Source organism: Rhodobium orientis, assembly GCF_003258835.1.
Taxonomy (GTDB): Bacteria; Pseudomonadota; Alphaproteobacteria; order Rhizobiales; family Rhodobiaceae; genus Rhodobium; species Rhodobium orientis.
The window spans coordinates 11,464-33,642 of record NZ_NPEV01000045.1 but is presented as its reverse complement, the minus strand read 5'-3'; the positions used below and the strand labels follow the sequence as shown (position 1 = coordinate 33,642).

Sequence of the window (22,179 nt, the reverse complement as noted above, 5' to 3'; positions counted from 1 at the left end):
CGCCCGCGGCCCTGATGATGGGATTGCTGAGGCTGCAACGGGGCGGAACGGGATAGCAAAACCGCCCTTCCCCGCCCCGTCGGCTCAGCGGCCGTATTTGCCCTGCAGCGTCGCCTTGCCGATCGTATTGCCGTTGATCATGAAACCGGTGACCGCCGTTGAGGCGCCGTCCGGCACCTCCAGCTTCTCGGTCGGCAGGGCGTAGAGCGTGATGTTGTAGCGATGGGCCTCGTCGCCCTTGGGCGGGCACGGGCCGCCCCAGCCGGCAAAGCCATAGTCGTTGGCGATGGCATGGGCGCCCTCCGGCAGGTTGTCGCCGCCCTTGGCGCCGGCGCCCTTCGGCAGTTCGGTGGTATCGGCGGGAATGTCGAGCACGATCCAGTGCCAGAAGCCGGCGCCGCCGGTCGGCGCGTCCGGGTCGTGGACCATCAGGGCAAAGCTCTTGGTGCCTTCCGGCGCATCGCTCCAGGAAAGCGCCGGCGACATGTTGGAACCGGTGCAGCCGAAGCCGTCGAAGACGAACTCGTCGGCGAGCGTGCCGCCGTCCTCAAAATCGGCGCTGGTCAGCTCGAAAGCCTGGGCGCTGCCGGCGGCAAGGCCGAGGCAGGCGGCAAGAATGAGGGATTTCATGGCAACTCCTCTGGAAAAATGAAACGACGGCGCTCCGCCGCCGGCAGCAAGACACCATGCCGGGGTGACATCGGTTTGACCGGCCGCCGCGCCGCATTGGCGCGCGAGCCGGCCGACATCGGACGGATCGCCTTCGCTCCCAAGGCAACCGCTGTTCGGCTCTCCGGTCAAGCCTTCCAGCGCAGGGCCGCCGTGTGCACCGGGGCGTCCCAGAGCTCCATCGTCTCCTTGTCGAGCTTGGTCAGCGTGATCGAGGCGCCGGCCATTTCCAGCGAGGTGCAGTAGTTGCCGACTAGCGAGCGGGCGATCTTCAGGCCCCTCTCCTCGACCACCTGCAGCGCCGAATTGTAGAGGAGATAGAGCTCCAGCAGCGGCGTGCCGCCCATGCCGTTGACGAGCAAGAGAAGGTCATCGTCGCCGGAGGGCGCAATGGACTCGCAGATGGCGGCGATCAGCGCTTCTGCGATCTCATCGGCTTTCATCAGCTCGACGCGCTTGCGGCCCGGCTCGCCATGGATGCCGACGCCGAGTTCCATCTCGCCCTCGCCGATCGTAAAGGTCGGGGTTCCGGCCGCCGGCACCGTGCAGGAGGTGAGCGCGATGCCCATGGTGCCCGAGGCCTCGTTGACCCGGTCGCCAAGGGCCTTGCAGGCCGCGAGGTCGTCGCCTCGCTCGGCCGCCGCACCGACGATCTTCTCCACGATGACGGTGGCGGCAACGCCGCGACGGCCCTGCGAGTGGAGCGAACTCTCCACCGCGACGTCGTCATTGGTCAGCACCGTTTCCGTCGGGCCGTCATACATCTCGCCGGCCATCTCGAAGTTCATGACGTCGCCCGCATAGTTCTTGACGATCCACAGGACGCCGGCGCCGCCGTCGACGGCTTCAGCCGCGGCCAGCATCTGGTCCGGTGTTGGCGATGTAGACACCTCGCCCGGGCAGGCCGCATCGAGCATGCCCATGCCGACGAAGCCGGCATGCATCGGCTCGTGGCCGGAGCCGCCGCCGGAGATCAGCGCCACCTTGCCCTTCTTGCCGCCGCCCTTGCGGGTCACCAGCTTGGGATCGGTGGAGACCTCGACGAGATTGGCATGGGCGCGCCCGAAGCCGGCGAGGCTTTCCGTCAGCACGTCGTCGACAGCGTTGATCAGCTTCTTCATTTTGAACACCCTTATTTGCGTTTGGCGATGCCGTCGGCGAGACGGATCACGTTTTCGGCAAAATCCCTGATGGCCTGGATGACGTCGGCCTTGACGGCCGGATCGTCGAATTGCGGCAGCAGGATCTTGACGACGTTCTTTTCGTTCTCGGCGAGTTCCTCGATGGAGGCGGCCTGGGCCGGATGGGCCCGTTTGTAGAGATCCAGAAAGGCGTCCTGCTCCTCCGGCGTGAAATGGCAGACCTGGAAGAGCGTCGGGATATGCTGGGCCGGCAGCGGTACCTTGAGAGCGGGATTGGTGATCTGGGAAATGAAGCTCGGATGGGTGCCGAAGGCCATGGCAAGCTTGCGCCGCGTTCCCGACGGCCGCTTTTCGACGGCGGCGCTGAGGAAGGTCTTGTAGGCGACCAGCGGATCCTTCGTCATCCGGCCCTTGCCTCCGCGCCCAGCGCCCGTGCCTCGGAAATCGCCAGCTTGATCCGCCCGACGGCGGCCGGCGCCACGGAAAAGGTCGTCAGCCCGGCGGCAAGGAGCGGCGCCGCATATTCCGGCCGTGAGGCCATGTCGCCGCAGAGGCTGACCTCGACGCCGCGCGCCCGTCCGGCGGCAACGGTGCGCCGGATCAGCTCCATCACCGCCGGGTTGTCCCCCGCGGTCAGATGGCCGAGGCCGGCGACGTCGCGGGCGACCGCCATGGTGTACTGGATGAGGTCGTTGGAGCCGATGGAATAGAAGTCCGCGGCAAAGCGGTCCGCCATCAATGCCGCTGCAGGCACCTCGACCATCATGCCGAGCGCCGGCTCGCGGGCGGTGACGCCTTCCGCATGGAGCGCGGCGACGGCCTGGCGCAGGAGCTGGCGGACGGCGACCATTTCCTCCGGAACGCTCACCATCGGCACCATCACCTTGAGCGGCCCGAGGCTTGCTGCCCGGGCGAGCGCCCTTAGCTGGGTGATGAAAATCTCGCGGCGCTTCAGGGACAGGCGGACGCCGCGCACACCGAGGAACGGATTGCTTTCGCCATCGACCGTGATGCCGGCAAGGGGCTTGTCGCCGCCGGCGTCGAGCGTACGGATGGTGACCGGACGCCCCTCGGCCCAGGCGAGGAGCCGCCGGTAGACCTCGTACTGCCGCGCCTCCTCCGGCGCGCCGCCGGAAAACAGGAACTCGGTGCGGGTGAGCCCGATGCCGTCGCAGATCTCCGGCGACAGGTCATCGATCTCGGAAATCTCGTTGACGTTGACGAGCACTTTTATCGGCACGCCATCGCCGGTCCTTGCCGGCGCCTTCAGGAGCTCGGCGGCCCTCTTGTTGAGGCGCTCGTCGGCCTCCCGCTGCGCCGTGAAGGCGGCAAGGGTGTCGGAACCCGGCTCCGCGATCACCGATCCTGCCGCCGCATCGACGGCGAGGAGATCGCCCTCGCCGATCTCGGCAGCACCGAGATCGACGACCATCGGCACGCCGCGCGAGCGGGCAAGGATGGAGGCATGGCTGGTCGACGAGCCGCCGAAGAGCACGGCGCCGGAAAGCCGCTGCCAGTCGAGGCTGAGGAAGGTCGACGGGGTGAGGTCGTCGGCGACGATGACGGCGCCGTCGGGAAGGTCGGCGGCCGTAAAGCCGCCATTCATGTTGGCGAGCACCCGGTCGCGAAGGTCGGAGAGGTCCGAGGCCCGTGTGGCCATGTAGTCGTCTTCGGCGGACCGGTAGTCGGCGATTTCCTCATCCAAGCGCGCGCGCCAGGAGGTGGCCGCCGCACGGCCCCCGGCAATCGCCTCGCGCACCGGGTCGAGCAGCTCGTCGTCCTCGATGAGGGCGAGCTGGAATTCCAGGATCTCCGCGCCGAGCACATCTGCGGCGTCGGCAAGAATGTTGAGCTGTTCGGCGGATGCCGCGAGCGCCGCGTCGAACCGTTCCCGCTCCTCCTCCGGGCTTGCCGCCTCACCTGCGGTCTCCACCGGCCCGACTCCAAGGTGGACGGCCGGCCCGAGGGCAAAGCCGGGTGCGGCGGATCGGCCTTCAAATCTCCGTTCAGCGTTCGGCGCTGTCATTGAAATCCCTGTTGATCAGATCGCGAAGCGCCGCGACCGCTGCCGGAGCATCCCCGCCGGAGGCGCGGATTTCCAGCCGCGCCAGGTGCGGCGCCTTCAGTTTCATCACGGCGCTGGGGGATTTCGCATTGATCCAGGTCTCGGCGCTTTCCGGCCGGATTTCGACGCGCGCCTCGAACCGCTTGGCGAGCTTGGTGAGCTTCACCGCCGGGCGGGCGTGCAGGCCGGTGGCGTCCTGGATGACCGCGGACTCCGTTTGCCAGGCCTCGCTCATGACTGGAAGTCCTCCGCGGTTGCCTTCACGGTTTGAAGGTCGGAGCCGCCCGCGGCCTCCGTCGCCGCCATCACCGCACCTTCCACGACCGGCGCGTTGCAGAGCGCGATTTTTTCGGCACGCGCGCCGCCGATCATCTCGATCGCCATTTCGGAATTGGTCTCCGCGCCGCCGAGGTCGACGAGGATGGCGACGCCCTTGTCCGACCAGACGCTCTCGATCGCTTCCATGATCTTGCCGACATCGGTGCCGAGCCCGCCCTCCGGATTGCCGCCGCAGGCCGCGACCCGGACCTCCTCGCCGACCATCTGGCGGACCATGTCGGCGGCGCCGCTGGCAACCTCCGGCGAGTGGGAAACGATGACAATGGAAACGGTCTCGCTCATGAGGCCTCCAGAACGTTGCAGACGGCGTGGATGAGGAGCGCCGAGGACCGCGCGCCCGGGTCGATATGACCGAGCGAGCGCTCGCCGAGGAAGGCCGCCCGCCCCTTGATGGCCAGCATGTCGCGGGTCGCCTCAAGCGCTTCGTCGGTGCGGGCGCGGACGGCCTCGAGATCGCCGCCCTCCGAGACCGTTTCCGCGACCGGGACCAGCACGTCGAGCATGGTCTTGGCGCCGACGTCGGACTTGCCGCGTTTTTTGACAGCATCGATGCCGGCGCGGAACATTTCCGCGACTTCGGCCTCGTTGGCCGGAGCGGTGCTCGCGGACTTGCCCATATCCATCAGCAGCGAGCCGTAGAGCGGGCCGGAGGCGCCGCCGACCTTCATGACCAGCGTCATGCCGGCCTTCTTCAGGGCATCGCCTAGGGTCATGGCGGCAAGCGCGTCGGTTTCCGCCGCGATCGCCTTGAAGCCGCGGCTCATGTTGAGGCCGTGGTCGCCGTCGCCGATTGCCTGGTCGAGCTTCGTCAACTCGCCGGCGTGCTCCTCGATCGTGGCGCAACAGGCCGTAACAAGAGCCCTGATGAGCGTTGCGTCGTCCATTGAAACGCGTTCCTTCTCCACTTCCCGCCGACCGCGGAACCGGCGCCGGACAGGACCCACAATTTTAGTAACTAAACTTTAGTCTGCAGCTAAAATCAAGGACCGGATTGACTTCCGGCGGCCGATAGGTAATCGTTTTCGTCGCCGAATATATGTTTCTTTCCAGATGTTTCCGCCCGCGATGCTGCACTGCACTAAAATAAAATGTTTAGTTACTGTAGTGGTTTTGCTGGGCAAAAATGCGGCGACAAAAAAGCCGGCGGCGGCCTCCTCGCATCGCGCCCGATCGCCGTGCTAGCTTGACCCGAGGTCGGCAGCGCGCCGGCAAACCCGGAGGCACTTTCATGAAAACGATCAAGGGACCGGGGCTGTTTCTGGCCCAGTTCGCCGGCGACGAAGCGCCGTTCAACTCCTGGCCGGGGATCACCGCCTGGGCCGCCGACTGCGGCTACAAGGGCGTCCAGGTGCCGAGCTGGGACGGCCGCTTCATCGACCTCGACAAGGCGGCGGGCTCGAAGGACTATTGCGACGAGTTTTGCGGCATTGCGGCAGAGAACGGCGTCGCCGTCACCGAGCTTTCGACCCATCTGCAGGGCCAGCTCGTCGCCGTCCATCCGGCCTATGACGATGCCTTCGACGGCTTTGCGGCTGCTGAAGTCCGCGGCAATCCGGCCGCGCGCCAGGCCTGGGCCGTCGATCAGGTCACGAAGGCCCTCACCGCCTCAAAGAACATGGGCCTCACCGCCCACGCGACGTTCTCAGGCGCCCTCGCCTGGCCGTTCCTCTATCCCTGGCCGCAGCGGCCGGCGGGCCTCGTCGAGACCGCCTTCGACGAACTGGCCAGGCGCTGGAAGCCGCTGCTCGACCACGCCGAGGAGTGCGGCATCGACGTTTGCTACGAGATCCATCCCGGCGAGGACCTGCATGACGGTGTCACCTTCGAGATGTTCCTGGAGCGGGTCGGCAACCATGCCCGCGCCAAGATGCTCTACGATCCGTCGCACTATGTGCTGCAGTGCCTCGACTATATCGACAATCTCGACATCTACCGCGACCGCATCGGCATGTTCCACGTCAAGGACGCGGAGTTCAATCCGACCGGGCGGTCCGGCGTCTATGGCGGCTTCCAGCCGTGGATCGACCGCGCCGGCCGGTTTCGCTCGCTCGGCGACGGCCAGGTCGATTTCGGCGCGATCTTTTCCAAGATGGCGGCCAACGATTTCGACGGCTGGGCCGTGGTCGAATGGGAATGCTGCCTGAAGCATCCCGAGGACGGCGCGCGCGAGGGCGCAGCCTTCGTCAAGGACCACATCATCCGCGTCACCGACAAGGCGTTCGACGATTTCGCGGACGGCGGCACCGACGAGGCCGCCAACCGGCGCATGCTCGGCATTTGACGCCCCTTCCCCGGACAGACGGAGCGAAGATATGGAAAAGATCAGACTGGGCATGGTCGGCGGCGGCCAGGGCGCCTTTATCGGCGGGGTGCACCGCATCGCCGCTCGCCTCGACAACCGGTTCGAACTGGTCGCCGGCGCGCTTTCCTCCAACCCGGAAAAGGCGCGCGCGTCCGGCGCCGAACTCGGCCTTGCCGGCGACCGCGTCTACGACGACTTCAAGACGATGGCGATCCGCGAGGCGCGGCTGAAGAACGGCATCGAGGCCGTTGCCATCGTCACGCCGAACCACATGCACTATCCGGCGGCGGCCGAATTCCTGAAGCGCGGCATCAACGTGATCTGCGACAAGCCGCTGACCTCGACCCCGGCCGACGCGAAAAAGCTGGCGAAACTGGCCGAAAAATCCAACGCCCTTTTCGTGCTGACCCACAACTACACCGGCTATCCGCTGATCCGCCAGGCGCGCGAGATGGTGGCGAACGGCGATCTCGGGCCGCTCCGCGTCGTCCAGGTGGAATATCCGCAGGACTGGCTGGCGACCAATGTGGAGGAAACCGGGCAGAAGCAGGCCTCCTGGCGCACCGATCCGGAACGCTCCGGCGCCGGCGGCTCGATCGGCGATATCGGCACACATGCCTTCAACCTCGCCCGTTTCGTCACCGGCATGATGCCGGCCGAGCTGCTTGCCGATCTCGACAGCTTCGTGCCCGGCCGGCGGGTCGACGACAACGCCCATGTGCTGTTGCGCTACGACAGCGGCGCCAAGGGCATGCTGTGGTCGAGCCAGGTCACGCCCGGCAACGAGAATGCCCTGAGGCTGCGCGTCTATGGCGAAAAGGGCGGCATCGACTGGGCGCAGGAGAACCCGAACGTGATGCGCTTTACCCGGCTCGGCGAGCCGACCCGGATCCTCACCCGCATGGGCGCCGGCGCCAGCGCGGCGGCGAACAGCGTTTCGCGCATCCCGAACGGACATCCGGAGGGCTATCTGGAGGCCTTTGCCAACCTCTATGCCGGGGCCGCCGACGCGATCCTGACCAGGCGCACCGGCAAGACGCCGGAGACGCTGCTGCCGGGAATTTCGGACGGTCTTGAGGGCATGGCCTTCATCGCGTCCTGCGTGCGCTCGTCCAAGGCCGGCGGGCGATGGGTCAAGATCGCGCTTTGAGGCAAGGGCCGCGACCGGCTTCGCATGCTGCCATCGCATACATCGCGCAGAGATGGCTTGAGAAATCGCGGCCAAGCCATTGATCTCACGTCGTATCGGTTTGTTTCGCGAAATCAATCGCCTGGCACTTTCGTGAAGCGATTGTTCGGCACGTAATTTCGCCGGCAAAGTTTTTTCCTTGCCGGCGAAACAGCTAGGGCCGAGCCATCCCGCCGGCGTGGTTCCTTGCGGGGGGCGGTGCGGCGACGGGCAAGCCGGCCCCGCTGCTACCAGTTGACGGCCCAGACCAGGTTCTCGGCCATTCGCCAATAATTGGCTCCGTTCGGGTGCTGCTGACAGGGTTGCGTCGCGATGCCGGCGAAGATGATCGTATGTGTGGGGTTCCTGTCGGCGGAGATCGGGCCGCAGCCGGCCGCATACATGTCCGTGCTGGTGGCGCCTATTCGCGTGCACTGGCCTACGACCGTGGTCCGGCGGTGCGGATTGACCACGTTCATCCGATAGGCGAGCTTCGATGCCCAGCCATATTTGTTGCCTCATCCCGGCATCACCGGCGCGGCCTCGTAGCTGGTGGTGAATTCGCTTTTCGGCGTCGGCAGCTGGCTGCAGACATTGATATCGCAGTTGTCGCCATAGCCCTCGGTGTAGGAGTCGCCGATCACGGCGATGCGTATCTCCGGCGAATTGGCGGAAAACACCTCGATCTCGCGGAAGCTGCTGGTGCCGTTTTCCGCATTTTCCGTATCGATGACGAGCTTGTCGGTCGTGACCACGGTCTTGAAGGACAGCCAGTAGGAATCGATGCCGTCATTGGTGCCGCCGCTGGTGTTGGAGACCGTCCAGGACCCGAGCACGGTGCCATTGCCGTCCTTCAACGTGTATGCCCCGTCGTCGCGGTTGCCATAGCCGCCATAGATGGCGATCCCGGACAGCGCTTTCGCGGAGCCGACGTCCAGAATGACGGCCGCCGGCCCGGCATTGGCGATGGCATAGAAACCGTCGCTCGCAACGCCGGTGCCGATGTCGCGGTCGGACAGGTTCGTTGCCCCGCAACAGGTGTAGTTGTCGCGCCGGTCCAGATAGGCGATCAGCGTGCCGCCGATGCCGCTTGAGATGTCCGGGCTGTCCGAGCGCAAACCGCACCTCGAGAGTCCGGTTTCACGGCATTTTCTGCATACATGTCAAAGACTTCAGGCGAGCAGACGGGGGCAAGTCCTTGCCGCCACGGGGTATACGCAAAAACGGCTCCCGCGGCGGATGCGCGGGAGCCGTCTGTCATGTTGAAAAGCTGCCCGGTCGAGCGAGCGGAGCGGTCAGTCGCCGAGCCGTTCGTCGAGGAAGTCGGAAAAGGCCTGCCAACTCTCCTCGTCCGCGCGCTCCTGGTAGCGCTCGCTGCCCTTGACTGTGAAGGCGTGCGGCGCGCCGGAATAGACCTCGATGGTGTAGGTCACCTTCGCCGCTTCCAGCTCTTCGGAGAGTTTTGCGACGGCGGACATCGGCACGGCGGTGTCGGCGCCGCCATGCATGACCAGCACCGGCGGGGCCTCCGACGGCCAGCTCTCGTCGTCCGGGGTCGACAGACCGCCATGGAAGGTGGCGTAGCCGACCGCCTCGCCGGTCATGTCGGAGCGTGCCATCTCCAGGGCGACGGCGCCGCCGAAGCAGTAACCCATGACCACGAGGCCCTCCGCCGAGGACTGGCCGCGCGCCTGTTCCAGGCCGGCCTGGATAAGCTGGCGCATGCGGGCACGGTCCTTGTAGAGCGCGCCGGTCGCGGCCTTGCGGTCGTCGACGGTCTCCGTCGGCGTGCCGGCGCCGTACATGTCGAGGGCGAAGGCGTCATAGCCCATCTCGGCCAGCATGTCGGCGCGCCCGCGTTCGTAGTCGTCGAGGCCGTCCCAGTCGTGGACGATCAGCACCAGGCCTTGGGGCTCGTCGGCGGCGGCGAAATAGCCGGTGAAGTCCTTGCCGTCGACCTGGTAGCCGACATCGTCGGAAAGCGCGGGTCCGGCCGCGAAGAGGGTCGCAACGGCGGCGGCGAAAAGGGTCTTTGTCTGGGTCATGTCGGCTCGTTCTCCCTGTCGTTGGTGACGTATCGTTTCTATTGGCGTCCATGCTCGCGACGGCCCGTGCCAATACGCTTCGGGCACGGCACTGGCAGCCGCCTCACGCATACACCTGATGCGCGAAGCCGAAATGTCGACGACATCGGCGACAGGAACGCGACGACTCACGAAGATTTGTAGACAGCGCTATGCCGGGTCGGACGCCGGAACGGCAGATCGTCCCTCGCCGCCGCCCGCGGCTGCTCTACCGGTCGACGTGCCGGGCGATCCAGGTGGCGAACGCCGCCATGATCGTTTCCAGGAATTTTTCCGTATCGGGCTTGGCGATCTTGCCGTCGTCGTCGAAGAGGTTCATGAGGCCGCCGATATAGGCTTCCGGCTGCTGCATGGCCGGCACGTTGAGGAACACCAACGACTGCCGCAGCACATGGTTGGCGCCGAAACCGCCGATGCCGCCCGGCGAGCCCGTGGCGACGGCCGCCGGCTTGCCGTTCCACACGCTCTCGCCCATCGGCCGCGAGCCGACATCGAGGGCATTCTTGATCGATGCGGGGACCGTGCGGTTGTATTCCGGGGTGACGAACAGGATCGCATCGACCGCGCGGATGTCGCTGCGGAAGCGCTGCCAGGCGGCGGGGACGTCGCCATCATCGAGGTCCGGATTGTAGAGCGGCAGATCGCCGATCTCGACGAAGTCGAACGCCAGGTTGTCCGGTGCCAGCCCGGCGAGTGCCTCGGCCAGTTTGCGATTGAGCGAGTCCTTGCGAAGGCTGCCGACGAGGACCGCTACCTTGAATTTATCTTCCACGATGAACTCCTTTGGTTGCCGCCGCCGGTCGGCGATGCGACGCGGCGGTTGTTGTGGGGAAATGGGGGCGCTGGCCGAAATCGCTCGACCGACGCCGTGCATTTGTTCTTGCGTGTGCCTTTGGTCCAAGACCGGGCCCCGCTCTCGGCAGACACACCCTATCTTTCCAGAAAGACATATAGGGAAAATATCTTTCTTGCAAGATATTTCGACCTCCGATACCGTTCGGCGAAAGGAGACCGGCATGGAAAAGAGCAGCGCCGCATTGCTGTTCGGGCGGCTCGAAGCGCACTGGCCGGAGAGCCGGACGGCGGAGCATGCCAGCGTGGTCCTGTGCCAGCGCGTGGCACGTCTGCTCGACGAAACCGCCCGCAGGGCCCTGTCGCCGCTTGACCTCAGCTTCACCGAATTCGAAGTCCTGGCGGCGCTCCGCTCCGGTCCGCCGCCGCACGAGATGATTCCCTCGGAGCTTTACGAGGCCGTGCTGATCTCGTCCGGCGGGTTGACCAAGGTGATGAAGGGGCTTGAGGCGCGCGAGCTGATCGAACGGCCGACCTGCGCGGCCAACGACGACCGTCGGCGCCGGCCAATCCGGCTGACGGCCGCCGGGCGAGCCCTCGCCGAAAATGCCATTGCCATGCTGCTCGATGCCTATCACGGCCGGCTTGCCGCTGCTGGCTTTTCCAAAGCCGACCTGGCGGCCGGCAATGCGTTTCTGGAGCGCTTCCTGAAGGCGCTCGAGACGGCCGGTCGCGATTGAGAGCAAGGGGGCGTCGGCGATCCGCGGCGCATCAAACCGGAAAACACCGTCGGTCGACGCTCTATGGCGCCCATACAAGACCGAGCGTGGCATGACGATCGCCCGGGCAAGCATCGACGTTCGAGAGACATGCCCGGCGTTTTGGAACGAGCCTGCCGGCACCTCTGGCGCCGGCAGGCGATCAATCACTGGACGTCCGGTCGATGCAACTCCCCGCCCTACGCGAACAGGAAGTCGTCCTGGTCCAGATCGTTCACCACGACGTTTTGAAGGACGATCGTGTTGTCGCCGTCCAGCGTGATGGTCGTGTCGATGCCGTCGTCGCTCGCCGCCGCGATAACAGCGCTGAAATCGGCGAACAGGTCCGTGCTGAACTCGATGGCGTCGTCCGTCCCGGCACCCGCCACGAAATCCGTGACGGTGTCATGTCCGAAGCCGGCGGCGGAATAGACGAAGGTGTCCGAGCCGAGCGAGCCGGCAAGATTGTCGTCGCCCGCTCCGCCGACGAGATAGTCGTCATCGTTGCCGCCGACGAGCGAGTCGTTGCCGGCAGCGCCGTCCAGCATGTCGTTGCCGTCGCCGCCGGCAATGGAATCGTCGCCGACGGAACCGGTGACCGACTCGCCAACGACATCCTTCAACGTCACCGCCGCGGGCGACTGCAGATGGAGCCCGCCGCTGTCGGTCGCCCTCACCGTGATGTTCAGCGCGCTCGCGGTTTCGTAGTCGAGGAGCAGCGAGTTGGCGACGGTGATCAGGCCGGTGCTTGCGTCGATCGCGAAGGCACCGCCGGCATCGTCGACGAGGCTGTAGGTCAGGCTGTCGCCGGCATCCGGGTCCGTCGCCGACACGGTTCCAACGATGGTGCCGGCGGCCGAGTTTTCGTCGATCGTCGAAAGCGACACTGTCAGGGAATCCGGCGCCTCGTTGACGTCGTTAACGGTGACGGCCGCGGAGGTGCCGAGATAGAGCCCACCGGTGTCGGTCGCGCGAACCGCAATGTCGAGGGATGTCGCCGTCTCGTAATCGAGCAGCGACGAGTTGGCGACCGTGATTTCGCCCGTCGTCGCGTCGATCGCAAAGGCGCCGCCGGCGTCGTCGACGAGGCTGTAGGTCAGGCTGTCGCCGAAATCCTGATCTGTCGCCAATACCGTGCCGACGACGGTGCCGGCGGCCGAGTTCTCGTCGATTGTCGAAAGCGACACCGTCAGGGAATCCGGCGCCTCGTTGACGTCGTGGACGACAATCGTCTGGGCAGCCTCCCTTGTGAGCCCGCCGCTGTCGGTTGCCCGCACGATAATGTCCGGCGTACTCGCAGTCTCGTAGTCGAGGAGCGATGCATCGGCGACGGTGATCTCACCTGTCGTCGCGTCGATTGCAAAGGCGCCGTCGGCGTCGTCGACGAGGCTGTAAGTGACGCTGTCGCCGGCATCCGGGTCGCTCGCCGATGCGGTGCCGATGACCGTGCCGGCCGCCGAATTCTCATAGATGGGAGAGACCGAGACCGTCAGCGAATCCGGCGCCTCGTTGACGTCGCCGATGGCGATCGTCAGCGTTTGCGACGATGTCGCCCCGTGCGCGTCGGAGACGGCGACCGTCAACGCGTAGGAAGGGGTCGTTTCGAAGTCGAAGGAGGCCCCCGCCGCCACCGTCACGATGCCTGTTGCGGTGTCGATCTCGAAAAGCCCGTCCTCATTGCCGGCAGTGATCGCAAAGGAGGTGGTCTCGGACGGAATACCGGAATCGGCATCGCTCGCGGCAACCGTCCCGACGATGTCCCCGACAGCGGCGTCTTCGGCGACGGCGGCGCTCCCGGTCTCCCACGCGATATCGGCCGGAGCATCGTTCGGGACATCGGCATAGGCGATCCTGACGACACCGCCGTGGCCATCGGAGAAAGCAAAGGTCTCAACGTCGCCGTAAACGGTGTCCACTCCGTCCGGAGAGCCGGCGCGGGTATCCGAAATGGTATAGGATCCGTCCGGATTGACCGTTATGTCGTAGTCGGCCCAGGTGCCGGTGAAGACCACCGTGTCGGCGCCGTCGCCACCCGAAATGCTGTCGTCGCCGCCATCGCCGTAGAGCGTATCGTTGCCGCTGCCACCGTCCAGGACGTCGTTGCCGTCGCCGCCCCGAACCGTGTCATTGCCCTCGTCGCCACGCACCGTGTCTTTGCCGGCGTTGCCTTGGACGTAGTCATCGTCCCCGTTTCCGACCACGACATCGTCGCCATTGCCGCCGAGAACGACGTCATCGCCATCGCCGCCCTGAAGGTTGTCGTTGCCGTTGTTGCCGTAGACGGAGTCATTGCCGGTACTTCCGGTCACCGTGTCGTGACCCTCCCCGCCGGCTACGAAATCGTTGCCGTTTCCTCCGATCACGTTGTCATTGCCATTGCCGCCGTGCAGTTCGTCATTCTGATCACCGCCGGCGAGTGTGTCGGCTCCATCACCGCCATAAATGGTGTCGTTGCCCTGGCCACCGAGGAGGGAATCGGACCAACCGCCGCCGTCGATATAGTCGCCTTGGTCGCCACCCCAGATCGTGTCTCTTCCTTCGCCTCCGTAGAGGGAATCCGACCCGGTGCTGCCATTGATGAAATCGTTGCCATTGCCGCCGGAGATGGAATCCCTGCCGTTGCCACCGTTCAGGCTGTCGGCACCGTCTCCTCCGTAAATGGTGTCATGTCCGTCACCGCCCGAAACCGTATCGGCGCCCCCTCTCGCATTGATCCTATCGCCGCCGCCGAGGCCTGAGATAACTTCGGAGGTGTCCGTGCCGTTGAGGGTATCAGCGCCATTGGTGCCTGTGATTGCCATCATGCCGTCTCCGCCAGGTTGTAGGAACAGGTGCCGGGATTCGCTGTATACATTCCGACGGACAGAACGGACCGCCAACCCCCTAAAATCTGCGGTTGACCTGCCGAAGAGCGCGGCGCCGACCGCGGCTTCGTAAAAAGTCGCGATCGGATGATCATCGCAGGCACGACGACTCCTTCTATTATATTGTTTTTAAAGGATTTTGATTGGATTTTAGGGCGAGAGCATTTTGGCGGCGGGTCGCACGGATGGAAAACTCCGCCCGCCGGTATCGAAAGGCGCGGCACAACGCCTCTCGGCAAAACTACCCGTCACGGAAGGTTCACGCTGCGGTTGCTTTTTATCGGAAATTGGTGAGCCCGCACGGGTTCGAACCGTGGACCTACTGATTAAAAGTCAGTTGCTCTACCAGCTGAGCTACGGGCTCTCATCCGGTGGGCCGGAGGCCGCTTCGGAAAGAGACGTCCGCCTACCGGCAACGGCAGGCGGTGTCAAGGCATGCATATGGCACGGCTCCGGCCGCGGCGCAACCGGAGCCCGGGAGCTCCACTTTGGCCAGCACGCGGCCAGGCCGGCACCCGTCAGGCGGAGGGCGCGGCCTTGCCGAGCGGGAAGTAGCGCAGGCCTGCGTCCCTGGCGTCCTCGGCCGGATAGACGTTGCGAAGGTCGACGAGCGCATCGCCGCGCATCAGGCCGCGCATGCGCTTCAGGTCGAGGGCGCGAAACGCGTTCCATTCCGTCAGCATGACGAGGGCGTCGGCGCCTTCGGCTGTCTCGTAGGGCGCGTCGCACCAGGTGACGTTCGGCAGCAGCTCCTTGGCCGGGCCCATCGCCTCCGGGTCGTGGGCGCGGACGGTCACCCCCGCCCCTTCCAGGGTCTGGACGATGACGAGGCTCGGTGCCTCGCGCACGTCGTCGGTGTTCGGCTTGAAGGCGATGCCGAGGACGGCGACGGTCTTGCCGGCAGGATCGGGCCCGAGGGCGGAGAGGATGCGCTCGGCCATGTCGATCTTGCGGCTCTCATTGACCTCGATGGTGGCCTCGATGAGCTGCTGCGGCCGGCCGTATTTACGCCCCGTCGCCGCATAGGCGCGGGTGTCCTTGGGGAAGCACGAGCCGCCGAAGCCGGGCCCGGCATGGAGGAACTTGTTGCCGATGCGCTTGTCGAGGCCGATGGCCGAGGCGATTACCTGAACGTCGCCGCCGACGGCCTCGCACAGATTGGCGACCTCGTTGATGAAGGTGACCTTCATGGCAAGGAACGCGTTGGCCGCGTACTTCGCCAGCTCAGCGTTTTCCAGCGTGGTGATGACCATCGGCGTCTCGCGCAGGTTCAGCGGCCGGTAGAGCCGGCGCATCGTCTCCTCGCCGCGCTCATCGGCAACGCCGCAGATCACCCGGTCGGGCCGCATGAAGTCCTCGACGGCCGAGCCCTCGCGCAGGAATTCCGGGTTGGAGGCGATGGAAAAGTCGACGCCCGGCCGCTCCTCGGCGACGATCCTCTGGACCTCGCGGCAGGTGCCGACGACGACGGTCGACTTGATGGCGATGACCGTGCCCGGCCGCATGGCGTTGGCGATCTGCCGCGCGGCGGCGTGCACATAGCGCAGGTCCGCCTCGCCGTCGCCGCGGCGCGACGGGGTGCCGACGGCAATGAAGACGACGTCGGCGTTCTGGACCGAGTCCTCAAGGTTCGTCGTGAAGTCGAGCCTGCCGGCGGAAACGCCGCGGGCGACGAGGTCGTCGAGGCCGGGCTCGTAGATGGGGATCTCGCCCTTTTCCAACCGTGCAATCTTGGCCGCGTCGACGTCGACACAGGTGACGTCGAAGCCGAATTCGGAGAAACAGGCTCCGGAGACGAGACCGACATAGCCGGTTCCGATCATCGTGATTTTCATGACAGCCGCCGTCTGTTTGAATGCGCCTCCAGGGGGCGCCGAAAGACTCGGTAAAATTTCCGATTTATTTGACGCGAGTTTTACAGTCCCCGCTTTTTACAGGCCCCGCCGGGCGAATTGAACCGAAGATACAAAACGGGATTAACAAGCCATTTGCCGCATCGCATAGCGGGATCGCCGTGCCCGCTATGAAACCGGAAAACGGATCTTTCGGCCTGCGCGAACGGGCGGCAAATCGAGCCTTGCGGGAACAGTCCACTTGATCGCGGCGCACCCTTCGCAGTAGGGATTGCGGCGACACCCGCGGCGCTTACCTTTCACTGGACCGCAGCGCCGGCCCGACCCCGGAGTTCCTATGCCCGCCGCGACCCCGCTTGCCCTTGACGGCGCTCTCCTGATCGAGCCGAAGAAGTTCGGCGACGCGCGGGGGTTTTTCTCCGAGGTTTTCAACGCGCGGGACTGGGCGGAGATCGGCATTTCGGGTCCGTTCGTTCAGGACAACCATTCGCTGTCGGGCGAGAAGGGCGTCATCCGGGGGATGCACTTCCAGGTGCCGCCGCATGCGCAGGGAAAGCTGGTGCGCGTGGTTGCGGGTGCGATCCTCGACGTGATCGTCGACATCCGTAAGGGCTCGCCGACCTATGGCCGGCATGACGCCATTGAGCTGTCGGCGGAGAACTGGCGCCAGCTCTGGGTGCCGCCGGGCTTTGCCCACGGCTTCTGCACGCTCGCCGAGAACACCGAGGTTCTCTACAAGGTCGACGACTACTACTCACCGGAGTGCGACAAGGGGCTGGCGTTCGACGATCCGGCCCTTGCCATCGACTGGCCGGTGGACCTTGATGCGGCGATCCTTTCGGCCAAGGACCGGACGCATCCGCTGCTTGCCGACCTGCCCGACTATTTTTCCTACGGCGCCTGAGGACGAACCATGCGTTACCTCGTCACCGGCGGTGCCGGCTTCATCGGATCGGCGGTCTGCCGGCTCCTGGTCGCGGAGCGGCACCACACCGTCGTCAACGTCGACAAGCTGACCTATGCGGCCAATATCGGGTCGCTGGCCAAGGTCGCCGACCGGGCGAACTACAGCTTCGTCAAGGCCGATATCTGCGACCGGGCGGCGATGGACGTAGTCTTCGCCGAGGCGCAGCCCGACATCGTCATCCACCTTGCCGCGGAAAGCCATGTGGACCGGTCGATTACCGGTTCCGGCGTCTTCATCGACACCAATGTGGTCGGCACCATGACGATGCTGGAGGCCGCGCGGGCCTACTTCGAGGCCGCGCCGGCCAGCACCCGCGACGCCTTCCGGTTCGTCCATGTCTCGACTGACGAGGTCTATGGCTCGCTCGGGGCCACCGGCTTCTTCACCGAAAAGACGCCTTACGACCCGAGTTCGCCCTATTCTGCCTCGAAGGCCGCGAGCGATCATCTGGCGATCGCCTGGCACCGCACCTACGGCCTGCCGGTGATCATCTCCAACTGCTCGAACAATTACGGCCCCTGCCAGCTTCCGGAAAAGCTGATCCCACTGATGATCCTCAACGGGATCGAGGGCGTTGCCCTGCCCGTCTATGGCGACGGGGCGAATGTGCGCGACTGGCTGTTCGTCGACGATCACGCGAGCGCCCTGAAGCTGATCGCGGAGACGGGCGTTCCTGGCGAGAAATACAATGTGGGCGGGCGCAACGAGCGCACCAACCTTCAGGTCGTCGAGACCATCTGCGACCTCCTCGACAAGCACAAACCGGCCGGCACGTCGCGGCGCGACCTCATCCAGTTCGTCAAGGACCGGCCCGGCCACGACCGGCGCTATGCGATCGATGCGACGAAGATCGAAACGGAGCTCGGCTGGCGGGCGATGGAGGATTTTGAGAGCGGCATCGAAAAGACCGTTCTCTGGTACCTCGAACACCCCGCCTGGTGGGAGCCGCTCCGGCACCACGCGGCAAGCCGCAAGGGCCTGTTGAAGGACGGGGACTGAGGATGGGGGCGCGAGTCCTCGTTATCGGCAAGTCCGGCCAGGTCGCGACAGCGCTCCTGGAGCGTGCCGAGGCGCGGGAGATCCCGGCCTTGTGCGTCGGCCGGCCGGAGGTCGATATCGCGACGATGGACACCCTGCCTCACCAGGCCGCCGCCTTCGCCCCGACCGTCGTCGTCAACGCCGCGGCCTACACTGCCGTCGACAAGGCGGAAGACGAGGAAGACGCGGCCTTTGCCGTCAACGCCGAAGGCGCCGGACGGGTCGCCAGCGCGGCCGCGAAGCTCGGCGTTCCGGTCATCCACATCTCGACCGATTATGTCTATGACGGCGCCAAGACCGGTCCGTACGTGGAGACCGACAGCCCGCGCCCGCTCGGCGTCTATGGCCGCGCCAAGCTCGCAGGCGAGGAGGCCGTGGCTAAGGCCACCGACCGGCACGTCATTCTCCGCACTGCCTGGGTGTTCAGCCCGTTCGGCCGCAATTTTGTCAGGACCATGCTGACGCTGGCCGAAACCCGCGACCGGCTCAAGATCGTCGACGATCAGCGGGGCTCACCGACCTACGCCCTCGATCTGGCCGACGCCATCCTGACCATCGCGGAAAGAATCGCCGAGACCGGCTGGCAGCAGCGCTATCAGGGCGTCTTCCATGCCGCCAATGCCGGCGAGACGACCTGGCGCGGGCTCGCCAGGGAAGCCTTTGCCGCCTCCGCGGCCCTCGGCGGGCCGACGGCCGCGGCCGATCCGATCCCGACGGCGGACTATCCGACGCCAGCCGTGCGCCCGCTCAACTCGCGGCTCGACTGCGGCAAGCTGAAAGCGACCTTCGGCATCGACCTGCCCGACTGGTGGGTCGGCGTGCGCGACTGCGTCGGGCGGATCGTTGCGGAAAAGACCTGAGCGATTGGCGACCGCACGCCAAGAGATTTAAAGACCGAAACCGGAAAACGAGGCGGCGAACGCGCCGGTGACAAAAGAAACAGGGAACACCATGAAGGGCATCATCCTCGCCGGCGGCCGCGGCACGCGCCTCCATCCGGTCACCAAGGCGGTCAGCAAGCAGCTCCTGCCGATCTACGACAAGCCGATGATCTACTATCCGCTGTCGACGCTGATGCTGGCCGGCATCCGGGAGATCCTGATCATCTCCACACCCGAGGCCCTGCCGCTCTACAAGGACCTCCTCGGCGACGGCTCGGACTGGGGCATTGCGCTCTCCTATGCCGAACAGGACGAGCCGCGCGGCCTTGCCGAGGCCTTCCTCATCGGCGCCGACTTCATCGCCGGCTCCGCCTGCGCGCTGGCCCTCGGCGACAACATCTTCTACAGCGCCGGCTTCACCGAACTCCTGCAACGTGCGGCCGGGATCGAGCAGGGCGCTGCGGTGTTCGCCTATCCCGTCCGCAACCCGAAATCCTTCGGCATCGTGGAAATGGCCGAGGACGGACGTGCCCTTTCCATCGAGGAAAAGCCCGACAAGCCGAAGAGCAACCTCGCCGTCACCGGCCTCTACTTCTTCGACAGCCGGGTGACCGAGATCGCCAGGACCGTGACGCCATCGGCCCGGGGCGAGCTCGAAATCACCTCCATCATCGAGGCCTATCTCAATCGCGGCGACCTGCGCGTCTTCAAGCTGCAGCGCGGCACCGCCTGGCTCGACACCGGCACCGTCGACAGCCTCCTGCAGGCCGCCCACTTCGTACAGACCATCGAGGAGCGCCAGGGTTTTAAAATCGCCTGCCCGGAAGAAATCTCCTGGCGCCTCGGCCACATCGACGACGACCAGGTCCGCAAACTCGCAAAAGCCTACAACAACTCCTATGGCGACTATCTCGCCGGGTTGCTGGACGACGCCTTCGCCTGATCCCTCTCAGGCAAGTGGCAAAAAATCGGCGCTCTGCAGTTCCAGATGCGGCGAGTAGTAGGGGTCGCGGTTCAGCGTCTCGCCCCAGACGGAGCGCATGTAGGCCTTCTCGCGCTCGTGGCGGGCGCGCTTTTCCGGGTCGTCCTTGTCGAGGCCGCGGCTCACCGACTCGTAGTGGATCATGCGCGCGAACGGCGTCCAGACGATGCGGTAGCCGGCCTTGCGGATCTTCAGGCAGAGGTCGACGTCGTTGAGGGCAACGCCGAGGTGCGCCTCCTCAAAGCCGCCGACCTGCTCGAAGATCTCCTTCCTCATCACCATCGCCGCGCCGGTGACGGCGGAGAGGTTCTGGGCCACCACCAGCCGGCCATAATAGCCGGCGCGCTCGCCGGGCATGTACAGGTGGGAATGGCCGGCCATGCCGCCGATGCCGATGATGACGCCGCCATGCTGGATGCGGCCGTCCGGATAGTGGAGCTTGGCGCCGACGCAGCCGATTTCGGGTCTCAGCGCATGGCCGACCATCTCCGACAGCCAGTCCTCGTTGAGGATCTCCATGTCGTTGTTGAGGAGCGCGATCATCTCGCCCCTCGCCTCCGCGACCCCGCGATTGTTGATCGCGGAGAAATTGAACGGGTGCGGGTGCGGCAGCACGCGCACATCCGCGGAGCGGTCCAGCTCGGCGAAATAGGCGAGCGCCTCGGCGTCGTCCGACTGGTTGTCGATGAGGATGATCTCGTAATTCGGGTAGTCGGTGCGCTCGCGGATCGAGCCGATGCAGCGGCGGACATGCTCCAGCCCGTTGCGGGTCGGAATGACGATGGAGACGAGCGGCGGATTTTCCGGCAGCCGGTAGCAGAAGCGGTAGAACGGATAGTCCGGCAGCGGCTCCACGTCTGCGGGAATGCCGGCACGCTCGGCGTGCTCCTGGAGCACCTTGAGGCCGGCGACGACAGCGTAGGTCTTCTCGCCCGTCGCCAGCGCCGTAGAGCCCTCGATGGCGCGCCAGTGATAGAGCACGAGAGGCAGGTGGTGGACGGCGCCGTCGGGGAGCGTCTCGATGACCCGGCAGAGGAGATCGTAGTCCTGGCTGCCTTCCACGCCGATGCGCCAGCCGCCGGCGGCAACGACATCGGCGCGGCGATAGACGGTCAGGTGGTTCAGGTAGTTGAGGCTGTGGAAGAGGTCCGGCGACCAGTCCGGCTTGAAGTGCGGTTCGAAACGTCGTCCGGCCTCGTCGATCTTGTCCTCGTCGGAATAGACGATGCGGCGGGCCTCGTCGGCGGCAAAGGCGAGGACCGTCTCGGCGAGCGCGTGCGGCGCCAGGGTGTCGTCATGGTCGAGGCAGGTGAGATAGGTGCCAGTGGCAAGCTCCAGGGCGCTGTTGGAGGCGCGTGAGATGTGCCCCCTCTCCTCCCGGAATACGACTTTGATGCGAGCGTCAGCCGCCTGCCAGCGGTTCAGGGCGGCGATGACGTCGGGCTTGGTGGATGCATCGTCGGCGATGCAGAGTTCCCAGTCGGCATAGACCTGGTCGACGACGGACTGGATCGCGGCATCGAGCCAGGCGACCTCGGGGTCGCAGACCGGCATGATGACGGAGACGACCGGCTTTTCCGGCAGGGCATCGATCCGCGCCTGCAAGGCCGCGCCGTCGCGGGCCCGGTCGAAATCGCGCTTTGCGCACCACGCATCATAGCGCAGTTGCCGGTCGTCCTTGCCCCCGCTTCCCGCCTCGGCATCACGAAAGGCGCTGAAACGCTTCGGCAGGGCGACGATGCCGACAACCTCGCCGAGGAATTTGACGAACGCCTTTGGCCCCTTGTTCCAGTTGAACCGCGCATGGCGCCAGGCGACGCCGAGGAGATCGACAATGCCGACGCGGTCGATGCGCATGTCGGAGATCTCGAAAGTCATCGGCACCTGGGCGGGCCTGAGGACGAGGCCGTGCAATTTGCCGGGCAGCCGGACGAAGGCGCGGTAGACGCCGGTCGGCAGGCGCTTGAAGGGGATCGCCTTGGCGTCGTCGATGCCCTCGCCGAAATCCGGCAGCGCCCGCGGCTTGGCGAAGGAATCGCACCACATGTCGATCTCGATGGTGCACCAGCCGCCACGCCACGGCGGATCGAAGTCGATGCGGATCGCGGCCTCAGGCCCGGCCGCCCGGAAGCGGGCGCCGTGGCGCCCCGTCATCTCGAGCAGCGTCAGCCGGCCACCGACCGACCAGCCGGTCGCGGCGTCCTCGCCGGCAGTGTCTGTCGTCATCGTCACGCGGGATCCGTCGCCTTGTTGGATATGTGAAGGATCGCCGGGA

Annotated in this window: 21 protein-coding genes, 1 tRNA gene and 1 pseudogene; 7 read left to right on the top strand and 16 right to left on the bottom strand. The window is 65.7% G+C overall.

The window, feature by feature from the left end; all coding sequences use genetic code 11:
- Positions 1-84: 84 nt before the first annotated feature.
- From CH339_RS17830 to dhaL, 7 genes are all read right to left on the bottom strand, one after another.
- The gene (locus CH339_RS17830) at positions 85-630 is read right to left on the bottom strand and encodes a YbhB/YbcL family Raf kinase inhibitor-like protein (protein ID WP_111435734.1); all 546 of its coding nucleotides are present in this window, start codon (positions 628-630) and stop codon (positions 85-87) included.
- Positions 631-797: 167 nt separating this feature from the next.
- Positions 798-1,790, bottom strand: a complete 993-nt coding sequence (dhaK, locus tag CH339_RS17825; RefSeq protein WP_111435746.1) for a dihydroxyacetone kinase subunit DhaK — start codon at positions 1,788-1,790, stop codon at positions 798-800.
- A gap of 11 nt (positions 1,791-1,801) precedes the next feature.
- Entirely contained in the window at positions 1,802-2,215 is a 414-nt protein-coding gene (locus tag CH339_RS17820) for a hypothetical protein (RefSeq protein WP_111435733.1), read from the bottom strand.
- Positions 2,212-3,837 (bottom strand): phosphoenolpyruvate--protein phosphotransferase, encoded by a 1,626-nt coding sequence (gene ptsP, locus CH339_RS17815; protein WP_111435732.1) that lies wholly within the window; start codon positions 3,835-3,837, stop codon positions 2,212-2,214. Before ptsP ends, CH339_RS17820 begins: the two co-directional genes overlap by 4 nt.
- Positions 3,818-4,111, bottom strand: a complete 294-nt coding sequence (locus tag CH339_RS17810) for an HPr family phosphocarrier protein (protein WP_111435731.1) — start codon at positions 4,109-4,111, stop codon at positions 3,818-3,820. Before CH339_RS17810 ends, ptsP begins: the two co-directional genes overlap by 20 nt.
- A complete protein-coding gene (gene dhaM, locus CH339_RS17805) occupies positions 4,108-4,497 on the bottom strand; it encodes a dihydroxyacetone kinase phosphoryl donor subunit DhaM (protein ID WP_111435730.1) in 390 nt (129 codons plus the stop codon). Before dhaM ends, CH339_RS17810 begins: the two co-directional genes overlap by 4 nt.
- Positions 4,494-5,099, bottom strand: coding sequence for a dihydroxyacetone kinase subunit DhaL (gene dhaL / locus CH339_RS17800; protein WP_111435729.1), 606 nt, complete (start codon positions 5,097-5,099; stop codon positions 4,494-4,496). Before dhaL ends, dhaM begins: the two co-directional genes overlap by 4 nt.
- 344 nt (positions 5,100-5,443) lie before the next feature.
- On the opposite strand from dhaL, the gene CH339_RS17795 reads away from it, so the two are divergent.
- The gene (locus CH339_RS17795) at positions 5,444-6,496 is read left to right on the top strand and encodes a sugar phosphate isomerase/epimerase family protein (protein WP_111435728.1); all 1,053 of its coding nucleotides are present in this window, start codon (positions 5,444-5,446) and stop codon (positions 6,494-6,496) included.
- Positions 6,497-6,527: 31 nt separating this feature from the next.
- Positions 6,528-7,667 carry a Gfo/Idh/MocA family protein gene (locus CH339_RS17790; RefSeq protein ID WP_111435727.1) on the top strand — a complete coding sequence of 380 codons (1,140 nt, stop codon included), beginning with the start codon at positions 6,528-6,530 and terminating at the stop codon, positions 7,665-7,667.
- Between the two features lie 266 nt (positions 7,668-7,933).
- Here the strand turns inward: CH339_RS17790 and CH339_RS24775 are convergent, their stop codons facing one another.
- From CH339_RS24775 to CH339_RS17775, 4 genes are all read right to left on the bottom strand, one after another.
- Entirely contained in the window at positions 7,934-8,164 is a 231-nt protein-coding gene (locus tag CH339_RS24775; RefSeq protein ID WP_170138571.1) for a hypothetical protein, read from the bottom strand.
- 39 nt (positions 8,165-8,203) lie between these two features.
- On the bottom strand, positions 8,204-8,803 hold the full coding sequence (locus tag CH339_RS17785; protein ID WP_111435726.1) for a hypothetical protein: 600 nt from the start codon (positions 8,801-8,803) through the stop codon (positions 8,204-8,206).
- Between the two features lie 177 nt (positions 8,804-8,980).
- Positions 8,981-9,730, bottom strand: a complete 750-nt coding sequence (locus CH339_RS17780) for a dienelactone hydrolase family protein (RefSeq protein WP_111435725.1) — start codon at positions 9,728-9,730, stop codon at positions 8,981-8,983.
- Between the two features lie 247 nt (positions 9,731-9,977).
- A complete protein-coding gene (locus CH339_RS17775) occupies positions 9,978-10,541 on the bottom strand; it encodes an NADPH-dependent FMN reductase (RefSeq protein WP_111435724.1) in 564 nt (187 codons plus the stop codon).
- Positions 10,542-10,785: 244 nt separating this feature from the next.
- Between CH339_RS17775 and CH339_RS17770 the strand changes: the two genes are divergently transcribed.
- Positions 10,786-11,301, top strand: a complete 516-nt coding sequence (locus CH339_RS17770; protein WP_111435723.1) for a MarR family winged helix-turn-helix transcriptional regulator — start codon at positions 10,786-10,788, stop codon at positions 11,299-11,301.
- 218 nt (positions 11,302-11,519) lie between these two features.
- On the opposite strand, the gene CH339_RS17765 is transcribed toward CH339_RS17770, so the two are convergent.
- The 4 genes and pseudogenes from CH339_RS17765 to CH339_RS17755 form a co-directional block, all read right to left on the bottom strand.
- The gene (locus CH339_RS17765) at positions 11,520-13,466 is read right to left on the bottom strand and encodes a cadherin domain-containing protein (RefSeq protein WP_245408165.1); all 1,947 of its coding nucleotides are present in this window, start codon (positions 13,464-13,466) and stop codon (positions 11,520-11,522) included.
- Between the two features lie 18 nt (positions 13,467-13,484).
- Positions 13,485-14,120, bottom strand: a pseudogene (locus tag CH339_RS25440) (calcium-binding protein); the annotation flags it as partial.
- A gap of 351 nt (positions 14,121-14,471) precedes the next feature.
- Positions 14,472-14,547: transfer RNA gene (locus tag CH339_RS17760), tRNA-Lys, on the bottom strand.
- Between the two features lie 154 nt (positions 14,548-14,701).
- Positions 14,702-16,018 carry a UDP-glucose dehydrogenase family protein gene (locus tag CH339_RS17755; RefSeq protein ID WP_111435721.1) on the bottom strand — a complete coding sequence of 439 codons (1,317 nt, stop codon included), beginning with the start codon at positions 16,016-16,018 and terminating at the stop codon, positions 14,702-14,704.
- Between the two features lie 355 nt (positions 16,019-16,373).
- On the opposite strand from CH339_RS17755, the gene rfbC reads away from it, so the two are divergent.
- The 4 genes from rfbC (at position 16,374) to rfbA (ending at position 19,865) form a co-directional block, all read left to right on the top strand.
- On the top strand, positions 16,374-16,940 hold the full coding sequence (rfbC, locus tag CH339_RS17750; RefSeq protein ID WP_111435720.1) for a dTDP-4-dehydrorhamnose 3,5-epimerase: 567 nt from the start codon (positions 16,374-16,376) through the stop codon (positions 16,938-16,940).
- A gap of 9 nt (positions 16,941-16,949) precedes the next feature.
- Entirely contained in the window at positions 16,950-18,002 is a 1,053-nt protein-coding gene (gene rfbB, locus CH339_RS17745; RefSeq protein WP_111435719.1) for a dTDP-glucose 4,6-dehydratase, read from the top strand.
- Between the two features lie 2 nt (positions 18,003-18,004).
- Positions 18,005-18,901 (top strand): dTDP-4-dehydrorhamnose reductase, encoded by an 897-nt coding sequence (gene rfbD, locus CH339_RS17740; protein WP_111435718.1) that lies wholly within the window; start codon positions 18,005-18,007, stop codon positions 18,899-18,901.
- 91 nt (positions 18,902-18,992) lie between these two features.
- Positions 18,993-19,865, top strand: coding sequence for a glucose-1-phosphate thymidylyltransferase RfbA (gene rfbA, locus CH339_RS17735; RefSeq protein WP_111435717.1), 873 nt, complete (start codon positions 18,993-18,995; stop codon positions 19,863-19,865).
- Positions 19,866-19,871: 6 nt separating this feature from the next.
- Here rfbA and CH339_RS17730 read toward each other — a convergent pair whose 3' ends face one another.
- Positions 19,872-22,130, bottom strand: a complete 2,259-nt coding sequence (locus tag CH339_RS17730) for a glycosyltransferase family 2 protein (protein WP_146610227.1) — start codon at positions 22,128-22,130, stop codon at positions 19,872-19,874.
- Positions 22,131-22,179: the final 49 nt, after the last annotated feature.

What these genes read in the sequence shown, in the direction of transcription:
- rfbA (WP_111435717.1), top strand. Translation starts at nt 18,993, where the DNA reads ATGAAGGGCATCATCCTCGCCGGCGGCCGCGGCACGCGCCTCCATCCG.
- dhaK (WP_111435746.1), bottom strand. Translation starts at nt 1,790, where the DNA reads ATGAAGAAGCTGATCAACGCTGTCGACGACGTGCTGACGGAAAGCCTC.
- ptsP (WP_111435732.1), bottom strand. Translation starts at nt 3,837, where the DNA reads ATGACAGCGCCGAACGCTGAACGGAGATTTGAAGGCCGATCCGCCGCA.
- CH339_RS17790 (WP_111435727.1), top strand. Translation starts at nt 6,528, where the DNA reads ATGGAAAAGATCAGACTGGGCATGGTCGGCGGCGGCCAGGGCGCCTTT.
- CH339_RS17755 (WP_111435721.1), bottom strand. Translation starts at nt 16,018, where the DNA reads ATGAAAATCACGATGATCGGAACCGGCTATGTCGGTCTCGTCTCCGGA.
- dhaL (WP_111435729.1), bottom strand. Translation starts at nt 5,099, where the DNA reads ATGGACGACGCAACGCTCATCAGGGCTCTTGTTACGGCCTGTTGCGCC.
- rfbC (WP_111435720.1), top strand. Translation starts at nt 16,374, where the DNA reads ATGCCCGCCGCGACCCCGCTTGCCCTTGACGGCGCTCTCCTGATCGAG.
- CH339_RS17820 (WP_111435733.1), bottom strand. Translation starts at nt 2,215, where the DNA reads ATGACGAAGGATCCGCTGGTCGCCTACAAGACCTTCCTCAGCGCCGCC.
- CH339_RS24775 (WP_170138571.1), bottom strand. Translation starts at nt 8,164, where the DNA reads ATGAACGTGGTCAATCCGCACCGCCGGACCACGGTCGTAGGCCAGTGC.
- rfbB (WP_111435719.1), top strand. Translation starts at nt 16,950, where the DNA reads ATGCGTTACCTCGTCACCGGCGGTGCCGGCTTCATCGGATCGGCGGTC.
- CH339_RS17830 (WP_111435734.1), bottom strand. Translation starts at nt 630, where the DNA reads ATGAAATCCCTCATTCTTGCCGCCTGCCTCGGCCTTGCCGCCGGCAGC.
- CH339_RS17770 (WP_111435723.1), top strand. Translation starts at nt 10,786, where the DNA reads ATGGAAAAGAGCAGCGCCGCATTGCTGTTCGGGCGGCTCGAAGCGCAC.
- CH339_RS17730 (WP_146610227.1), bottom strand. Translation starts at nt 22,130, where the DNA reads ATGACGACAGACACTGCCGGCGAGGACGCCGCGACCGGCTGGTCGGTC.
- CH339_RS17780 (WP_111435725.1), bottom strand. Translation starts at nt 9,730, where the DNA reads ATGACCCAGACAAAGACCCTTTTCGCCGCCGCCGTTGCGACCCTCTTC.
- rfbD (WP_111435718.1), top strand. Translation starts at nt 18,005, where the DNA reads ATGGGGGCGCGAGTCCTCGTTATCGGCAAGTCCGGCCAGGTCGCGACA.
- dhaM (WP_111435730.1), bottom strand. Translation starts at nt 4,497, where the DNA reads ATGAGCGAGACCGTTTCCATTGTCATCGTTTCCCACTCGCCGGAGGTT.
- CH339_RS17795 (WP_111435728.1), top strand. Translation starts at nt 5,444, where the DNA reads ATGAAAACGATCAAGGGACCGGGGCTGTTTCTGGCCCAGTTCGCCGGC.
- CH339_RS17810 (WP_111435731.1), bottom strand. Translation starts at nt 4,111, where the DNA reads ATGAGCGAGGCCTGGCAAACGGAGTCCGCGGTCATCCAGGACGCCACC.